We start from the raw sequence: 17651 nt of genomic DNA on the forward strand, positions 1-17651 counted from the left end.
ACTTTTTAATAAAAATGCCATTCAAATTTAACATTTCACTGATATTAAGAACTGGTATTAAAATGGGCACTAAGCAATGACCCTAAGAACGGATGCTCAGCACTGACCTTCAAATAAAACTGTTGCCCTTATCCTACAACCTATTTAAGCGTGTCATCACTTATTCACTTGTTTGTCTCGGCAGTGTCATTCGCCCCGCCCACACTGTTTGAAAACGTGATAAAGGGATGAATCGCTTATGCGGCTCTGCATCGTTAGTGAAACATGGTCACCGGACATCAATGGCGTTGCCCATACGCTAAGCCGGCTAAGCTATGAACTTAACCGGCAAGGAGTGCCGGTTGATGTGGTTCGCCCACGCCCAAGGGGCGCGGGTAATGCGACCGGTATTAACCGCGAACTACAGGTGCAGCGCTTTGCCTTACCCGGTTACACCGATGTACAGGTGGGGCTAGTCAGGCCCGCCACGCTGCGCCGCTTTTGGCGTAAGCATCGGCCAAACATAATCTACGTTGCCACCCAGGGCCCTCTAGGCTGGGCGGCCCGCCAAGCGGCGCGGCAGCTCAATATTCCTTTGGTAGCGGGCTGGCACACTAACTTTGACCACTACTGTGAAGATTACGGCGTCAACTGGCTAGCCTCGACCACACGGCGCTACCTGCGCTACTTCCATAACGGCTGCGATCTGACCTTAGTGCCTACACACCAGCAGGCAAAAGCGCTGCAGCGTCAGGGGATACGAGATGTCCATGTGCTGTCACGGGGGTTGGATGGTGAGCGCTTCTCACCCGCCCACCGTGACCCTGCATTACGCAAAGGCTGGGGGGTAAGCGAGCATCAGCCGGTGGCGCTTTATGTTGGCCGATTAGCCGCAGAAAAAAACCTCACCTTGCTACATGAAAGCTTTCAGGCCATGCGCGAGGTGCGCCCCGATATCGCCCAGGTGATCGTCGGCGATGGCCCCGCACGGGCACAGTTGGAGAAGGCACTTCCCGATGCCCATTTTACCGGTTTTGTGGGGCAAGAATCGCTTGCGCGCCACTATGCCAGCGCCGATATGTTTATTTTCCCTTCACTTTCCGAAACCTGGGGCAATGTGGTGGCAGAAGCCATGGCCAGCGGCTTGGCCGTGGTGGCCTATGACCATGCGGCCAGCGCCGAACTGATTCACAGCGGCCATAACGGCGTCACCGTGCCGGCTGGCAATAGCAGCGCGTTTCAACAGGCCGCGGTGGAACTATGCCAACACCCCGCTGACTACGCTCGTTTAGGCCGAGTGGCGCGCTTACGCGCACTTGAGCAGAGTTGGACGGGTATTGCCGAGCAATTTTTGCGTTATTTAAACCAAGCCCAGGAGGCTCATCATGCGCCCGCGTCCGCTTGTCGTATTCGACCGTCTTGACCTGTTGGAGTGGCAGCTCTGCCAGCGCATATCGCGGCTATCGATCTACCGCCCCTGGCGCATCACGCTTCAGGCCGCCAGCCGTTTAGGCGATTGGCCTGTTTGGGTGCTACTGATTCTCGCCCAGCCCTGGCTTCAGCCCAATGGCGCCTGGCGTGTTTTGCAATACAGCGTTATCGCCCTGTTTGCCGTGGCCGTTTATCGGCTGGTGAAAACCCGCTTATGCCGTGAACGGCCCTTTATTACTTACGGAGAGGGCATGGACGGTGGTGGCATTGAGTGCTGTGAACCGGCCCGCGACCGTTACAGCTTCCCCAGCGGCCACACCATGCACGCGGTGATGTTTAGCGTCTTAGTCGCCGCCCACACGCCCTGGCTGCTGCCAGTGGTGTTGCCATTAACACTACTGATAGCGATCTCACGGGTCGGGTTAGGGCTGCACTACGTAAGCGATGTACTGGCAGGAGCCGCGATGGGCTACGCTTTTGCCTTGGCCAGCCTGTATTGGATGGGGTAATGCTCCCTGTTTTCCCATAACTGCATTTCCATAACTGCTTTCGCATGACTGTTTTCGCGTAATTGGCCACTAAGCGCTATGGTTAATCCAACCTTGTCTTTTCTAAACGCACCCGCCCAGCATTAATCGCGGCGTGTCAGCATCAAGGAGTGATGTGATGACCATGACGGTTGGTGAATTATTTATAGCGCTAGTCACCATTGCGTTAGTGCTTTTAGCCAGTAATGTACTGCGTCTATGGCTTCCCTGGTTAAGACGACTCTTCCTACCTAGCTCCGTCATTGGCGGCTTACTGCTTTTACTGATGGGCCCTGATGTGCTGGGCCGAGCTCTACCCACTTTTTTTGAAGAAAGCCCCGGACTGTTTCCTGCCTATGTGCAGGAGAGCTGGGCAGCGCTGCCGGGGCTATTGATTAATGTTGTCTTCGCGGCATTGTTTATTGGAAAAGCGATTCCCGGACTCAGGACGATTTGGTTGCGCGCAGGGCCGCAAGTCGTCGTCGGCCAAACCATGGCGTGGGGCCAGTATGTGGTTGGGTTGAGCTTGGCGCTGCTGGTGTTGGTGCCGGTGTTTAATATGAACCCTATGGTGGGGGCATTAATCGAAATTGGCTTTGAAGGCGGCCATGGCACCGCAGCGGGCATGGCCGACACTTTCACTGAATTGGGCTTTGAAGAAGGCGCCGATCTAGCCCTAGGGCTGGCGACAGTAGGCATCGTCTCAGGGGTACTGATTGGTACGCTACTGATTAATATTGCCGCGCGCCGCGGCATCATCAAACTCAATGATGATAACCAACAGCCAGAAGATCCCGATGAGTTAATGCGTGAAGATGAGCGCCCTTCTACCGCAGAGTTCAGCGAATTTAAAAAAGATCTGGTGCAAGAGTCAGGCACCACCGATCCGCTCAGCCTACATATCGGTTTAGTGGGTATCGCTATTGTGATCGGCTGGCTAATACTGTCGGGCTTGCAATGGATTGAGCAAGTCACCTGGGCACGTGACGGCGGCTTGGAAATCCTCGCCCATGTGCCGCTTTTCCCTATTGCCATGATTGGTGGGGTAATTGTGCAACTGATTGTGATGCGGTTTGGATTAGAACGCCATGTATCTAGCCGTACCATGTCGCGCATTGCAGGCACCGCGCTGGACTTTACTATCGTGGCCGCACTCGCCACTCTTTCACTGACTACTTTAGGCGAGTACTTCCTGCCCTTTTTGCTGCTCGCTGTGACGGGAATTGCCTGGGGACTGTTCGTGCTGATCGTTATAGCGCCCCGAGTGATTCCAGAAAACTGGTTTGAGCGAGGGGTAGGCGATTTTGGGCAATCAATGGGGGTGACCGTTACCGGCCTGCTGTTGATGCGCATGGCAGACCCCAAGAACGAGTCTGGCGCGCTAGAGAGCTTTGGCTATAAACAGCTTATGTTTGAACCGATTGTGGGTGGTGGGCTTTTTACAGCCGCGGCCTTACCACTGATTGCCGAATTTGGCGCCTTAGCCGTACTGATTTTTGCCGCCTTATTAACAGTCGGATGGCTCGCGTTTGGCTTGCTCTATTTCGGACGCATGGTGCCAGATCGCGGGAAGGGCCGCTGGAAAAACTAACCCGATCCAAAAGCTCGGCCTCAAAAACTGAAACGCCCGCATCAGCGGGCGTTTCAGTTTTTCCTTTCAAAGCAAAAAGTTAGATATCGGGCGGCATATCATCACACTCATCAGCTCTAGCCATGAATGATGTCTTAAACATCATATACACGCCCAGTCCTGAGAACCCTAAGAACAAAACAAACATGCACAACATCAATGCCATTGCCATAATCTTGTCCCTGATAGTAAGCGGTCGTTACGTTGACGTTTTCTAACCGCAGCATTTTGATTTCATCGAAGGATAGACTAAAACAATCCATTAATCTGTGCGGTAGCGATCCGTGCAGGTACCGCATAACAAGACTCGTCGAAAAAGTAATTTAAAATTAATGACTTATTAAAAATTACGCACGCGAAAAAACCACCTCATTTTCATGAGATGGTCGTTTCGCATCAGTCCACTCCTGTGTTTGATGAACAGCGCCTCCCTGCGCTGTAACCAGTGAGTGGGCTAATTGTCCTTTAACATCCTGTTGGTCTTTCGGCGTCCTGCCTTCCTTTTGCTTGTCAGCCCACTCACTCAGTTACTGGTTAAACATTTCAAAATGGCTAGTGCTAAGTAACTGAATTTTTAGCTAACTGGCTAGCGCTTAAACACTCACATAAGTACATGCAGGCAGTGAGCCAACCCATGCCAATATAAACAAAAGCTATTAATAAACAGCACCTTATAAAAATAACAATTGATAAGAAAATCTATTTCAACCCTCTTTACCATGTATAGAAGTGGCACATGCGACATGAGCACAGGCCTTAGGGGCACACTTTTCCAGCTGGGCTATAGCGAAAAGTCCGCGCAAGTATTATTTTGGCTAGGGCCTGTTGACGTTTCATCGCGGCCGTGAATGAAACGTCAACAGGCCCTAAATTATCACTCAGCTTGTCACCAAATTTCAGGCTTCAAAAGCCGCCTCTTTACTTCCTACGGTTGACCCCATACGTTCGAGGAGAGCTATATGAAACGTCCAGTTGCTCTAAGCATACTCATCATCGCCCTAATGCTGGTCAGTGGCTGTAATACCCTCCGCGGTGCGGGTGAAGACCTTGAACAGGGTGGCGAAGCCATCCAGCGTGCAGCGAGTTAAACGCTATGATGACTGTTTATTTATCCCATGGCCTTGAGAGCGGGCCAGGAGCACTAAAAACCCAGGCGCTGAAAGGCGTAGCGGAAAAGCTGGATGACTGTGAACCGGTGGTCATGGACTATCGAGACATAGCAGAGCCTAAGCTGCGCCTGCAACATCTGCTGAGGGTATTAGCCGAGCGCGGTGACGACCCTGCCCGGTGTGTGCTGGCAGGCTCAAGTTTGGGGGGCTGGCTAAGCGCGGCGGTGAGTGCACAACAGCCGGTGTTGGGCTGCTTTCTGCTGGCACCCGCGCTAGGCTTAGCCGACTACCCAGAAACGTCACCGACTATTCAGGCCCGGCACACGCATATCATTCACGGCTGGCGGGATGATGTCGTCGCCCCGGAACCGGTCATTGAGCGGGCCCGCCTGCAGCGTCTATCGCTGCGAATGGTAGACGACGATCATCGTTTGCATGCCAGCCTGGAGACTATTTTGTGCGATTTTGAGCGCTTTTTACGTCAGTGCAGCGCGCCTGAACAATACGCTTCGTAAACCTAGATAAAACAAACATTCGACACGAGCACTCAAAACCTATACAAATGGTGTACATAAAAGCGGATATTGCACCAGAGTTTATATAGCTCTAGAGCTTATAGAGAAAGGAGATTGCTCATGTTAGGCATGTTTAAGCGCGACCCCAAAAAGAAACTTCAGCAAGAGTATGAGCGTAAACTTCAAGCGGCCATGGAGGCTTCACGCAATGGCGATATGCGCGCCAATGCCACGCTTACCGAAGAAGCAGAAGCGTTGCTTGCCGAGATACGGCGCATTGAAGCGACAGAATAGTCGTTTCGGCAGTAGACAACGCTACAGCTTACTCGCGGCTTTTGCGCTTGTTAGCCTACAGACCAGCGTAGCGCTGGCGGGGTGCCCCAGCCCAGGGCAGTGGTGGCAGAATGAGCGGCCGCTCGCGAACAGCGATTTGCTAACTACGGCGGCCCAGCAGCAGGTGGTATTGCTCGGTGAACAGCACGATGACATTGCCCATCACCGCTGGCAGTTGCATACCCTAGCGGGATTGCATGCCCTTCGCGATGATTTAGTGATTGGCCTGGAAATGCTACCGCGCAGCGCTCAGCCTGCTCTGGATGCCTGGATAGCCGGTGAATTGGATGACAATACGCTGCTTGAACAAACCCAGTGGGACGAGGCCTGGGGGTTTGATTCAGCCCTGTATATGCCGATTTTAGCGTTTGCCCGAATGGCACAGATACCGTTGGTCGCGCTTAATATCGCCCCAGAGCTGCGCCAGCGGCTGTTCACTGATGGCTGGGAGCGCGTACCCGCGGATGAGCGCTTTGCGATCCCGGCGCCACAGCCCGCCAGCGCCAGTTACCGCTCACGGCTCACCGAGGTGTTTAATCAGCACGCCATGGGTGATGACCCGGAATCGCTTGAGCGTTTTATTCAGGCGCAGCTCACCTGGGATACCGCCATGGCCCAGCGCTTGGCCGAAGCCACAGAGAGCGGCGCCCTGGCGGTGGGCCTAATGGGGCTAGGCCATGTGACCTACAACGAAGGCGTTGCCTATCAGCTCAATGCCATGGGCATTAACGACACCATTAGCCTGCTGCCATGGCAAATGAGCGACTGCACCTTGCCCGACCCCACCCTAGCCGATGCGGTATATATACTCGCTGACGACTAGGAGTCTGTCTGACTTCTAATAATTACTCGTCAGCGAGTGCCGGTAGCAACGTTTTCAGTTTACGCGTGAGCGTATTGCGCCCCCAGCCTAGCAGCTCGGCAGCTTCACCTTTGCGTCCACCGGTGTGTTTTAACGCCGTCTCAATCAGAATCCGCTCAAAATCCGGCACCGCTTCTTCCAACAGGTGGGTATGGCCCTCGGCCAGAGCATGATCCGCCCAATCGCGAAACGCTGTGCGCCAATCGCCGTGGGCACTACTCTCGGAAGCGCTGGTAGAACGCAGTTCCGGCGGTAGATCTTCGACCAGAATTTCACGCCCCGAGGCCATCACGGTTAGCCAGCGGCAGATATTCTCTAACTGACGCACGTTGCCGGGCCACGGCAAGCGTGTCAGATGAGCCTCGGCTTCGCTGGTCAGCACCTTGATATCGGTGGTCAGCTCTTTCGCCGCCTCGGCTAAAAAGTGTCGGGTTAAGCGGGGAATATCTTCCCGCCGCTCGGCAAGCTTGGGCAGGTGGATACGGATCACGTTCAGGCGGTGAAACAAATCCTCCCTGAAGCGACCGTCGTCCACCAGCACTTCCAGATTTTGGTGGGTAGCGGCGATGATACGTACGTCCACTTTGACCGGTGTATGTCCACCAACGCGATAGAACTCCCCATCGGCCAATACACGCAGTAAGCGCGTTTGGGTTTCAGAGGGCATATCGCCTATTTCGTCTAAAAACAGCGTGCCGCCATTGGCCTGCTCAAAGCGCCCCTGGCGCTGCTGGGCCGCCCCCGTAAAGGCGCCTTTCTCGTGACCAAACAGCTCAGACTCAATCAAATCGCGGGGAATGGCCGCCATGTTGAGCGCGATAAAGGGCTTACCCGCCCGCGGGCTATGCTGGTGAAGCGCCTGGGCAACGCGCTCTTTACCGGTACCCGACTCGCCGTTAATCAACACCGTGATGTGAGAGTGGGAAAGGCGACCAATCGCGCGAAACACCTCCTGCATCGCCGGCGCTTCGCCAATAATCTCAGCGTTTAACCCTTCTGGCACGGTGACCGGACGCTGACGTTCACGGGCGTGGGCCACGGCGCGACGCACCAGTGCCAGAGCCTCGTCAACATCAAACGGCTTGGGCAGGTATTCAAATGCCCCACCTTGATAAGAAGCCACGGCGCTGTCCAGGTCGGAGTGCGCGGTCATCACGATCACCGGCAGGTCGGGATGCGCCTCGCGCACGCGCGCCATCAGATCAAGTCCGTCGATACCCGGCATACGAATATCGGTGACCAGCACGTCCGGAGGGCTTTCCAGCAAACGCGTCAGGGCAACGTCGGCGCGCTCAATACACTCAACGTCCAGGTCGGGTTGCGCTAATGCGCGCTCCAGCACCCAGCGGATAGCGCGGTCATCATCGACAATGACCACCCGCGCAACATCATTACGTGCAGCCTCAGTCATGACGCTTCTCCGGTGAAATTAATAACCATGGGAATCAGTAAACGAAATTCGGTGTGTCCAGGGCGTGAGTCGCATTCGATCAATCCTTGATGTTGGTGCAAAATCGACTGGGCGATAGAGAGCCCAAGTCCGCTGCCTTCCGCACGCCCCGACACCATGGGGTAAAACAGCGTTTCCTGCAGCGCAACGGGAATGCCGGGGCCGTTATCGATCACCGCAACTTCACTGACCAGTCGGTGGCGTTCAGCGCCAAGGGTAAATTGGCGGCGGGCGCGGGTACGCAGTATTAAAGAAGGCTCCGGCGTTTGCGCATCGCTCATGGCCTGCACCGCATTGCGAGCCACATTGAGCACCGCCTGAATCATTTGCGCCTCATCGCCGGAAAGGTCGGGCAGGCTGGGGTCATAATCGCGGCTGATCGTTACGCAAGGGTGCTCGGCAATCAGCAGCGCTCGCACCCGCTCAAGCACTTTGTGAATATTGACCGGCTCGTGCTTAAGAATACGGTTAGGGCCAAGCATGGAGTCGACCAAATCGCGCAGTCTATCCACCTCTTCCACAATGATATGGGTATATTCGCGCAGCGCCGGGTCGTCCAGATCCCGCTCTAATAGCTGGGCGGCACCACGGATGCCGCCCAGGGGATTTTTGACTTCGTGGGCAAGCCCGCGGGCAAGCACCTTGATGGTCTCCTGACGGGTGGTGAGCGCTTCTTCACGGGAGATCTGCATCAAGCGATCCCGCGGCTCAACTTCTAACAGCAACTCATCGTCAGATAGCGGCGTCACCGTGTAGTCAACCGTAAGCGGTTCACTATTAAGCGGCGTAATGCGCGCTTCGCGCTGGGTATAAGGGTGAAACGCATCCCGCGCCTTGGCCAATACATCGTCAATACTTTCATCCCCGCCGAGCAGCGTATCCAGGCTGATCCCGTGAACACGGCTAAGGCTGACCGCTAACAACGCTTCAGCGGCAGGGTTCATCCAGCGCACACGCAGCTCGCCGTCTAGCAGCAATACCGCCGTGGTGAGATGTTCAAGCAAACGCTGATGCATGGTGGTGTCCTGAAAAATCACGTCTTCCATCGCCGTTACAGACCTACAGGTGGATGATCAATGAGGGAACTGCAAAAAGCGCGCCAACTATGCATCTATGCCCAGTTGCACGGCTTGCGGGCATCGCCGGGTACAGGGACGAATCGTTTTAGCGCACCCACAACGGCAAATGCACCTATTGATGCACCACTTTAGTGCATGCAGGCGATGGAAGGGAATTTTAATGCCGGATTTACTCATAAACCGCGTTTAAGAAACGAGCATTAAGGCACCGTAATCGTCACGGCTGCTGTACGGTGCTGCAAACGTTGGTGGCTATCCAGCAACTCTGCCTGAAGTTCGTGCCGCCCTGCGCAAGCCCCGTTAGCCAGAAAACGTCGCTGTGCAGCGCTGTCTGGCTAATATCGCCATTCACTAGCAGCCGTACCTGGTGGTCGTCGCGCAGCGGTGGCGCAATAGCCACTTCCACCGCGGTCATACCGTTTTCCACCCGTGCGCCCTGCTGGGGCAGCGCAATCGAGAAGTGGTCATAGGGCATAAAGGGCTGCCCCGGTTTACCGCGCAGTCGTGCAGCAGCCGGTGTTGGGGCGCTAGGATTGGCGAGCGCAGCGTTTAACCCAGGCGGCAGGCTTGGCAACGGCGTCAACTCCAAGGCCTCGCCACCGCGGCCAGGGTTATCGGTGAAGGTAACGTTGCCGTGCTCATCGGTCACCCGGTAAACCGTTTGCCCGAACGCCGTTGCTGCACTGCCAGCGAGCGCTGCGCCCAACAGGGCTACCCGCACGCCGCGCATCGCTACTGTATTAATGCTCATCGCGCCCCTTGCAGCGCTGCTCAGCCCCCAGTAATAAAAAACCCCGCCGGAGCGGGGTTCTATTAACAATCACCGTTACTCATTAACAGCTGTAGTACATATCAAACTCAATCGGGTGCGTGGTCATACGGATACGCTCCACTTCTTCCATCTTGAGTTCAATGTAGGCATCGATCATTTCGTCGGTGAACACGCCACCTTCGGTCAAGAATGCACGGTCAGCGTCGAGGGCTTCCAGTGCTTGATCCAGGCTGTGCGCGACAGTCGGTACTAACTTGCCTTCTTCTGGCGGCAGGTCGTACAGGTTTTTGTCCATGGCGTCGCCAGGATGGATCTTATTCTTGATGCCGTCGATACCGGCCATCAACATGGCAGAGAAAGCCAGGTAAGGGTTGGCAGTCGGATCAGGGAAGCGCGCTTCTACGCGTTTGCCTTTCGGGCTTGCCGTGTAGGGAATACGGATTGAAGCAGAACGGTTGCGGGCGCTGTAAGCCAGCATAACCGGCGCTTCAAAACCTGGCACCAGACGCTTGTAAGAGTTAGTAGAAGCGTTAGTAAAGGCGTTCAGTGCACGAGCGTGCTTGATGATGCCGCCGATATAGAAAAGCGCCATTTCAGACAGGCCCGCGTACTCGTCACCGGCAAACTGGTTTTGGCCATCTTTCCAGAACGACTGGTGCACGTGCATACCCGAACCGTTATCACCTACCAGCGGCTTCGGCATAAAGGTCGCCGTTTTGCCGTAAGCATGCGCTACGTTGTGGATCACGTACTTCATTTCCTGAACTTCGTCAGCTTTCTTCACCAGCGTGTTGAATTTGACGCCGATTTCGTTCTGACCCGCGTTAGCAACCTCGTGGTGGTGAACCTCGACGGTCTGACCAATCGCTTCCAGGGTATTACACATCGCACCACGAATATCGTGGAAGCTGTCCACCGGAGGAACCGGGAAGTAGCCGCCTTTAACGCGCGGACGGTGACCTAAGTTGCCGCCTTCTACCTGACTATTGGTTGCCCAGGCACCTTCGTCAGAAGTGATTTTATACATGGAACCCTGAATGTCAGACTTCCAATGCACTTCGTCAAAGATGAAAAACTCAGGCTCAGGACCGAAAAACGCGGTATCACCCAGACCCGTAGACTCTAGATAAGCTTCAGCGCGCTTGGCGATGGAGCGCGGATCACGATCGTAGCCCTGCATAGTGGCCGGCTCGATGATGTCGCAACGCAGAACCAGCGTTGCATCCTCGGTGAAGGGGTCGAGGTAGCCTGTACCATCTTCCGGGCTCAGAATCATGTCGGATTCGTTGATGCCCTTCCAACCTTCGATAGAAGAGCCATCAAACATTTGGCCATTCTCGAAAAATTCTTCGTTCACATCGCGAGCGGGCACGGTAACGTGCTGTTCTTTACCGCGCGTGTCGGTAAAACGCAGGTCTACCCATTTAACATCGTGTTCTTCAATTAGCGCGAGAGTCTTGGCTGACATAGTGTCCTCCGGTATGAGCGTGGCTTAAAGCTAACGACAGTAAGCTACCGATAAAAGTGTTGTTCGACAAAATACGTGCTAAACCGCACGTTTGTCATTCTTGTTCGCTCAACGTTTGCCTGACATTTTTCACAAATCGCTCAGCGAGCATTTCAGACCGGCTATCGTTTTAGCACGCCGCAAGGCTTATGCCTACGGCCCGCTAGCCGCTTCCAAATATAATGCAGAGAGCATGCCAACACTGCACCAATATGGCATAAAAAGACAACAACTAACTGTTTTATAACTATTAAAAAATGGATCTCAATGCCTCTTGATGACGCATAATTGTTAAAGCAGGCTTCTAAAGCCGCTTAAAAAAGCCATAACGCACCAAAATAGAACAAAAATAATTATTTATGCGCACTTTTAGTGCATTAAATATACTGAATACTCTTTTGGGGCTCGCAAGTTTTTTTACTTGCTACCCAAATAAACCAGATACTACAATAAATTACAATTTGATAGGTTTGCTCACAGTCGGAGTCGGCAAATGGGATCGGTCTGCTTTATTGTTGACGCCATGGTGACGGGTGAAATGTTGCCACGCCACTTAAAATCCATACGTGAATCCGGTGTTGCCGACCATTTGCTGCCTATTTTGGTGACGGCCACTCATGCCCAAGAACGGCTGAGTGCTATCGAGCAGCGTTACCACACTCACTCGCTAATTACCCCGGTGCGGCCCCTAGGGGCTCGCCTCAATAAAGCGGCGTCTGCCAGTCAAGCAGAGTGGCTAATCATTGCGCTGCAGAAAAAACCACTGCCATCCGACCTCTGGGGTGCGCTCTACCCACAGCTCAACACCTACAGTCTTGACGCCTTAATTATCGGTTTCACCCAACCATCGCTGCCGGAACGCATTCTACGGCGCTTATTGGTTAGCGCCTTGATATTCCCGCCCTACATTGCCGTTAGGCGAGCGTGGCTTGAACGCTTGGGCGGCTTTGACCCTGAGCTGGACGATAGCAGAGCGATAGATGATTTCCTGCAGCGTTTACACGCCTTCCCCACCCGTTTGAAAAGCTACAGCGGACATTTGCTTAGCCAAGCAGAAGAGCCTGCTACCCGCACGTTGCCTAACGCACCCGATACGGTTTGCACGCCTCGTCCCTGATACGCTTTCTGCCGCTACTCACTAGCGCTTTCTTTACCGGCCTGTTTTAACTGGGCTGTCTTTACTGGCTTGTCTTTAACTGGCTTGTCTTTAACTGGCTTATCTTCACTAACCTAGCTTTACTAACCTTGTTTTACTAACCCTGCTTTACTAACTTACCTTCAACCGCTTGCCGAACAGCATCGCACCAAGCGTGGTGGTATTGGCCAGCTTATTAAGCGACGCCGACCCCACTACGCCCACCACCAAAAGCACCAGGGCATACGCTCCTATCGGTAGCGACAAAGGCTCAATAGCCAGATCGGCAAGCACAAAAAACATCGGGTGAGCCAAGTAGATACCAAACGAATACGCATTGATGTGGCGCACCCACATAGGCGCAGGCCGCCCGGCCAAGTAACGCATGGCGCAAAGCGTAAATAGCACGAAGAAAGGAATCACCCACACCTCTTTAGAAGAGAATGCCAGCCAGCCCGCAAAAGTCGCGGCAATAATCAGCACCACCAGCAGCGCCAGCCATACCGGGCGTGCCATTTGCTGCATCCAGGCAGGCCGCGCCAGAAACAAGCCCTCAGGAGCTAACGGGTAGTAGCGCACCAACACCAGCGCCAGGAAAAATACATAGATCCACCCCAGCGGGGCAATCCACAGCAGGTAGCCAGGCCAGTCAACGTCAAACCAATAAGCCAGGCCCCAATACGCCATGCTGATGACACAAGCGCCCCACAGCCAAGGCACCGGGTTCAAGCGCCACAGCTGCCAGCGGGTAAACAACCAATAGGCGGCATAAAACTGCATGGCAATGATCAAAAAATAGCCATGCCAGCCCGCATAAATATAATACTCAACAGCGTTGGCCACGAAGCCTACCGGCTCGTCTGATGCCTGCAACCTTACCCATTCAGCCGTCGAATAAATAAAGCCATACACAAAATACGGCACCATTACATACTTCACACGCTGGGCTAAAAAACCTTCCGGCACGGCTTTGTCGTAGCGAACGGCAAACACAAAGACAGCAATAAACAGGAAAATCGGCGTGCCCAACACCAACGGTATGCGCATCAAATCGGTAGCAACGTTATCGAGGCGTTGATTGACGTGATCTAGTAAATGAAACAAAAAAACGGCCATACAGCCGTAAGCACGCAACCAATAGATCTCTTCAATTTTCCGCATTGGGCCTCCCGCCGCTACCTATTCCTACCCTGGCATTTTGAATGGCGATGATGAATAACTATGCTAACTGACTGTCTTATATGGCTATGATGAACAATGAGGGCCTTCACGCTGTCCGACCCTATTGAACAGTTTTAATTCCCGGAGGAAACGTGTTCATCCCCAAGCCACCGCTGCTTTCATACCGATTTAACGCCCTACTCACTGCATTTATTGGGTGGCTAACATTCAGTGGCCATAGTTTAGCCAGCGAGGTTGAGCACCATCAGTTTTTCTCGCCCACGCTAGGTTACGACTACCCCTACAGCGTTTATTTACCTGACAATTATGACGCCCAAGCGACAGACGCCTATCCCGTTGTGTATATGCTGCACGGCTCGTTTAATACTGACCGCGATTGGGTTTCTCGTGGCAACTTACAGCAGGTGGCGGATAGGTTAATTAGCGCCGGACATATTCCACCGGCTGTTTTCATAATGCCCGGCAGTCGCAGTTGGTGGGTGGATGGTCACAACGAACCTGCCCGTAGCGCGTTTTTTAACGACCTAATGCCTCACGTGGAAGCAACCTATCGCGTGGGACAAGAACGCCACCTGCGTGGCGTGGCGGGCTATTCGGCCGGCGGCTATGGGGCACTCAACTTCGCCCTGGAGCGGCCTGAGCTGTTTGCCGCAGTCGCCGTGTTAAGCCCCGCAAGCTATGCTCCCCTGCCGCCGCGTAACTCCACCGCCTGGCGCCATCCCTCATTTATCAATGATCAGGGGCGGTTTGATCGCGAACTGTGGCAAAGCCTTAACTACACCGCCTATTTGGAAGACTACCGCCTACGCGTAACTCCCCGCGGTACTGAGGAAGAGGGCGATCTTCCCCCCGTGCCGCTGTATATCAGCGCGGGACGTAGCGACGTTTATGACGCGGAATTTCACGCGCGCATCCTGCGTCAAGCCATGGAACGCATCCAACCCAACGATGTGCGGCTTGATCTCTACCCCGGCGGCCACACATGGCAGGTATGGCGCGCCAGCCTACCGGCAGCGCTCAACTTTCTATTTCAGTACGTAGGGCAGGAAAACAGCCCACCGGCGGTGGAAGAACAGAACCTTGGATAAACAGAACACAACCCCGTTGAAGGCACTACACTAAGGCAATGCGCTTCAAAACACGCTTATTTAACCAAGGAAGACATCGATGCATCAGCATATTGAATGGGACGAACCCGGCAACGCCAGTATTGTGCAGTACTTTAAAAAGCACCCGGAGCAGAGCGGCCAACCCGACCCAGGCGACATTATTTCCGCCCGCTATCAAGGCGCCATGGTGCGCGTCAAAGTAGAAGCCTACCGAGAAGATGACGCCGTCAGCATCGGCGAAGTCGCCGCGATCATCGATCCCAAAGGCGGCCGCCACCAAAGCCACCACAAGCTGGAAGTCGGCCACATCGTCCGAGTACCCGACGATAAACGCGCCATGGAAAGATGGGAGGGCGACGAAAAAGACACATGAAGCGTTGCGCGATTTGCGATGCAGCGTCATCAATCGCTTTAATCGCAAATCGCTTGCAAAGCCGCCCATTCAGTTGACGTTAGGACAGCAGTGGTCTCGCCTTGGCTTTCAGCAAAATGCTGGGCCTGGGCACCGCGCCAGTTGGAATCAGGGTGTGTAGATAAACGCTCAGGGATGGCAATATCACCTGCTTCCAACTCCTCAATGCGAGCAAAAAAGTTGGCAAACCCTGCTACATCAACCTGCGCCGCAGCGAGCATGTCGAGAGCAAAACGGTCTGCCTCGACTTCAGCCTCTCGGCTATAGGCGGCGGTAAGCAAATGCTCACTTACCAACGCAGCGCCCGCAAGATCCCCAAACACCATGGAAAGCAGCCCCGCAGCTCCCGCCGCCCGTAATGCTTGCCGCATAGGGTCTCGCCGCTCCACATGACCAATTTCATGCGCCAAAACACCCGCCACCTCCTCGGGGGTCTCAGCTTTCTCCAGCAAAGCACTCAGGATAACCACCTGCCCGCCGGGGGCGGCAAATGCATTGACTCCCGGATGCTCAAAAACCTGAACGGCAATTTCGTAGTGCATATCACGCCCAGCTGTCAGCCTTTCCAGCATCGTATTAAGCGCCGCTATCCCCTTAGGGGAATCACAACGCTGCGTGCTTGCACTTGAGCTGCTTAGCACCCACTCGATTTGCTGGGTAACTGCTTTGCCAAAGGCAACTTCACGCTCAATCGGAATAGCCTCAGCCAGGATATTGGCCATGCCCGGCAAGATAACGAACAGCATCAGCGCAATGGCACCCACCGCGCCCGCTCCCCATCCTGCCATGCGCAGCCAGGTTCTCTTTCGGACATCACGGCGGAAAAGATCAGGCTGTGTGGCGCGCAACCCAGCAATGAAGTCGCTGTCAGTGACAATAAGCCGAGCGGGATCTCTCTCGTCAACAGACGAGGTATAACGGGTCAAGGTTAGCTGCGCTGTACTCGAACTATCACTCAGCGCACGAAGATCGGAAAGTTCCCAGCGAACGGGCTCAGCTAGCGAGTCTGCGTGGATGACCAGCGCCTGCTGGTCATCTAAAACCGAAATGCACACCTCGTGACGATAGGCTGTCACGCCATCAAAGAATTGCGCTTGTAACATTAAAACGCGCCAGCGACATCGAGTGCATCAGCCACGCCCTCAGCGCCAACAGTATCATCTGCCTGACGCTGCTGAATTTGGTTTAAAGGCTCTGGATTAACAATACGGAACGTCTGGATAAAATGCTCCAGTATTGGCTGCGTAATCATCACCATTTTCATTGCCTGCAACAGCACAAATATGAAGACATAGCCCAACACAGTAACGATGAGGCCAACATTAACTGACGACAGGGCCAAATCAAAAATGGCCGTCATCACGCTCCCTATAAACAACAACATCACACTCATCCCGACACCTGCAATGAAGTAGATCCGGATAACAGCAATGGTTTTAGGCTCGGACTTAAAGCTGACCTCATCGCCTAATGTCTTATGGGAATTCATATACGCAAAACTCTTAACCTGGTAATACACAAAACCAATAGCCACCCAGACGCCACCAACACAAAGCAGGGCTGCTGCCAGGCCGTTATACCCGCTTATAAAAACACCTAAACACACCAAGAGAATGACCGTGCCAATAAACAAATGCGTTAGCGCTGGATAAAGACGCATCCAGGAACCACCTTGCTTAATGGGTATATCACCATAGGAACTCCGCTCAGCCATATATTGCTCTAATTTGAATGTAGCCAGCGGCGCGAGCACTCCCAGCGTCACAATGGTAAGCAGCCTATAACCAATGGCACGAACTACATAGCCCCATGCCCCTTTCTCCATGCTAAAACGGATCCCGCGCCACCGCGTGCGTCCCATCATATACCGGCGACTTTGATAACTGGCATAAAAGATAAGCGGTACAATAGCTATAACCTGTACATAAAAAGCCACTAAATAGCGGACTTGCTCCGCCGGATTAGTAGCATCTGACGAGACATCAAAGAACGACAGGCCGAAGTAGAAAAGCACCATCTGGAAAACACCGAGATACCCTGCCAGGATGACAAGTGCAATGAGAAAGCCAATAAATTTTTCAAGCCCTGTACCGGTGTACTCCAAGCTAGAATCATCGGCGCTTGTAGAGGCCCAAAGGTACTTACGGATACGGGTTGTTTGCCAGAACCGGTAAATACCCAGCGTAATAAAAGTGAGTAAGCCGGTTTTAAATGTCAGAAAAAAAAGCGAGAGACCATCAAGATTATGACGAGCTGCCACGCTTTGCGGCTCAGGCGCTAAGTGATGAGTATCCATGCGGGAAAGATCCATGTTTTAACGTTAACGGTATAGTTAATCTAGCGTATAGCTAAATAAGTATATCCCAATGCCGCACGAAAACTAAGTAGGATTTGCCGTTAATTGCGATTAGACGCCAGAAATCGTCAGAAGGATTCAATGCTCGCCGCATCCGCCACTTTTACCTGAACGGCCTGGAAAGCAGAGCACTACGGATGGGGAGACTCGAACTCCCCCACCGTTCTCAAGTTACCTGGGCGATAACACACACTTCCCACTTGTTACGCATCATGCACATTCCGAGTAGCGCGTGGTAAGCCTAAGGCGCACCCGCGACGGCG

Annotated in this window: 17 protein-coding genes; 10 read left to right on the forward strand and 7 right to left on the reverse strand. The window is 53.7% G+C overall.

Annotation, left to right across the window (positions count from 1 at the left end):
• Positions 1-238: 238 nt before the first annotated feature.
• The 7 genes from A6R74_RS13570 (at position 239) to A6R74_RS13595 (ending at position 6347) form a co-directional block, all read left to right on the forward strand.
• Positions 239-1402: a glycosyltransferase family 4 protein gene (locus A6R74_RS13570; RefSeq protein WP_064235048.1), complete on the forward strand. Its 1164-nt coding sequence runs from the start codon at positions 239-241 to the stop codon at positions 1400-1402.
• Positions 1365-1919 (forward strand): phosphatase PAP2 family protein, encoded by a 555-nt coding sequence (locus A6R74_RS13575; RefSeq protein ID WP_064235049.1) that lies wholly within the window; start codon positions 1365-1367, stop codon positions 1917-1919. The genes A6R74_RS13570 and A6R74_RS13575 overlap by 38 nt, the downstream gene beginning before the upstream one ends.
• 157 nt (positions 1920-2076) lie before the next feature.
• On the forward strand, positions 2077-3528 hold the full coding sequence (locus A6R74_RS13580; RefSeq protein WP_064235050.1) for a sodium/glutamate symporter: 1452 nt from the start codon (positions 2077-2079) through the stop codon (positions 3526-3528).
• Between the two features lie 998 nt (positions 3529-4526).
• On the forward strand, positions 4527-4655 hold the full coding sequence (locus tag A6R74_RS13585) for an entericidin A/B family lipoprotein (protein ID WP_064235051.1): 129 nt from the start codon (positions 4527-4529) through the stop codon (positions 4653-4655).
• A 5-nt stretch (positions 4656-4660) separates the two neighbouring features.
• Positions 4661-5191 (forward strand): YqiA/YcfP family alpha/beta fold hydrolase, encoded by a 531-nt coding sequence (locus tag A6R74_RS13590; RefSeq protein ID WP_082906681.1) that lies wholly within the window; start codon positions 4661-4663, stop codon positions 5189-5191.
• Positions 5192-5311: 120 nt separating this feature from the next.
• Positions 5312-5485, forward strand: a complete 174-nt coding sequence (locus A6R74_RS22555; RefSeq protein ID WP_121499403.1) for a DUF6435 family protein — start codon at positions 5312-5314, stop codon at positions 5483-5485.
• Complete coding sequence (locus A6R74_RS13595; protein WP_064235052.1) at positions 5469-6347, forward strand: ChaN family lipoprotein; 879 nt, start codon at positions 5469-5471, stop codon at positions 6345-6347. Before A6R74_RS22555 ends, A6R74_RS13595 begins: the two co-directional genes overlap by 17 nt.
• Before the next feature lie 22 nt (positions 6348-6369).
• Here the strand turns inward: A6R74_RS13595 and ntrC are convergent, their stop codons facing one another.
• From ntrC to glnA, 4 genes are all read right to left on the reverse strand, one after another.
• Positions 6370-7797, reverse strand: a complete 1428-nt coding sequence (ntrC, locus tag A6R74_RS13600; RefSeq protein ID WP_064235053.1) for a nitrogen regulation protein NR(I) — start codon at positions 7795-7797, stop codon at positions 6370-6372.
• Positions 7794-8852 carry a nitrogen regulation protein NR(II) gene (glnL, locus tag A6R74_RS13605; RefSeq protein ID WP_064235099.1) on the reverse strand — a complete coding sequence of 353 codons (1059 nt, stop codon included), beginning with the start codon at positions 8850-8852 and terminating at the stop codon, positions 7794-7796. Before glnL ends, ntrC begins: the two co-directional genes overlap by 4 nt.
• Positions 8853-9132: 280 nt before the next feature.
• The gene (locus A6R74_RS13610; RefSeq protein ID WP_240488232.1) at positions 9133-9666 is read right to left on the reverse strand and encodes a DUF4124 domain-containing protein; all 534 of its coding nucleotides are present in this window, start codon (positions 9664-9666) and stop codon (positions 9133-9135) included.
• An 82-nt stretch (positions 9667-9748) separates the two neighbouring features.
• Positions 9749-11155: a glutamate--ammonia ligase gene (glnA, locus tag A6R74_RS13615; protein ID WP_064235054.1), complete on the reverse strand. Its 1407-nt coding sequence runs from the start codon at positions 11153-11155 to the stop codon at positions 9749-9751.
• 532 nt (positions 11156-11687) lie between these two features.
• Between glnA and A6R74_RS13620 the strand changes: the two genes are divergently transcribed.
• Positions 11688-12311 (forward strand): glycosyltransferase family A protein, encoded by a 624-nt coding sequence (locus A6R74_RS13620; RefSeq protein WP_064235055.1) that lies wholly within the window; start codon positions 11688-11690, stop codon positions 12309-12311.
• A 150-nt stretch (positions 12312-12461) separates the two neighbouring features.
• Here the strand turns inward: A6R74_RS13620 and A6R74_RS13625 are convergent, their stop codons facing one another.
• A complete protein-coding gene (locus tag A6R74_RS13625; protein WP_064235056.1) occupies positions 12462-13490 on the reverse strand; it encodes an acyltransferase family protein in 1029 nt (342 codons plus the stop codon).
• A gap of 152 nt (positions 13491-13642) precedes the next feature.
• Here A6R74_RS13625 and A6R74_RS13630 point away from each other — a divergent pair, with 152 nt between their 5' ends.
• Both A6R74_RS13630 and A6R74_RS13635 read left to right on the forward strand, forming a co-directional pair.
• Positions 13643-14599, forward strand: a complete 957-nt coding sequence (locus A6R74_RS13630) for an alpha/beta hydrolase (protein WP_064235057.1) — start codon at positions 13643-13645, stop codon at positions 14597-14599.
• A gap of 79 nt (positions 14600-14678) precedes the next feature.
• Positions 14679-14993: a hypothetical protein gene (locus A6R74_RS13635; protein ID WP_064235058.1), complete on the forward strand. Its 315-nt coding sequence runs from the start codon at positions 14679-14681 to the stop codon at positions 14991-14993.
• Between the two features lie 38 nt (positions 14994-15031).
• On the opposite strand, the gene A6R74_RS13640 is transcribed toward A6R74_RS13635, so the two are convergent.
• The gene (locus A6R74_RS13640; RefSeq protein ID WP_064235059.1) at positions 15032-16135 is read right to left on the reverse strand and encodes a M48 family metallopeptidase; all 1104 of its coding nucleotides are present in this window, start codon (positions 16133-16135) and stop codon (positions 15032-15034) included.
• Positions 16135-17328 carry a DUF898 family protein gene (locus A6R74_RS13645; protein WP_064235060.1) on the reverse strand — a complete coding sequence of 398 codons (1194 nt, stop codon included), beginning with the start codon at positions 17326-17328 and terminating at the stop codon, positions 16135-16137. Before A6R74_RS13645 ends, A6R74_RS13640 begins: the two co-directional genes overlap by 1 nt.
• Between the last annotated feature and the right edge of the window lie 323 nt (positions 17329-17651).

The organism is Halomonas sp. ALS9 (assembly GCF_001651035.1).
Classification (GTDB): Bacteria; Pseudomonadota; Gammaproteobacteria; order Pseudomonadales; family Halomonadaceae; genus Vreelandella.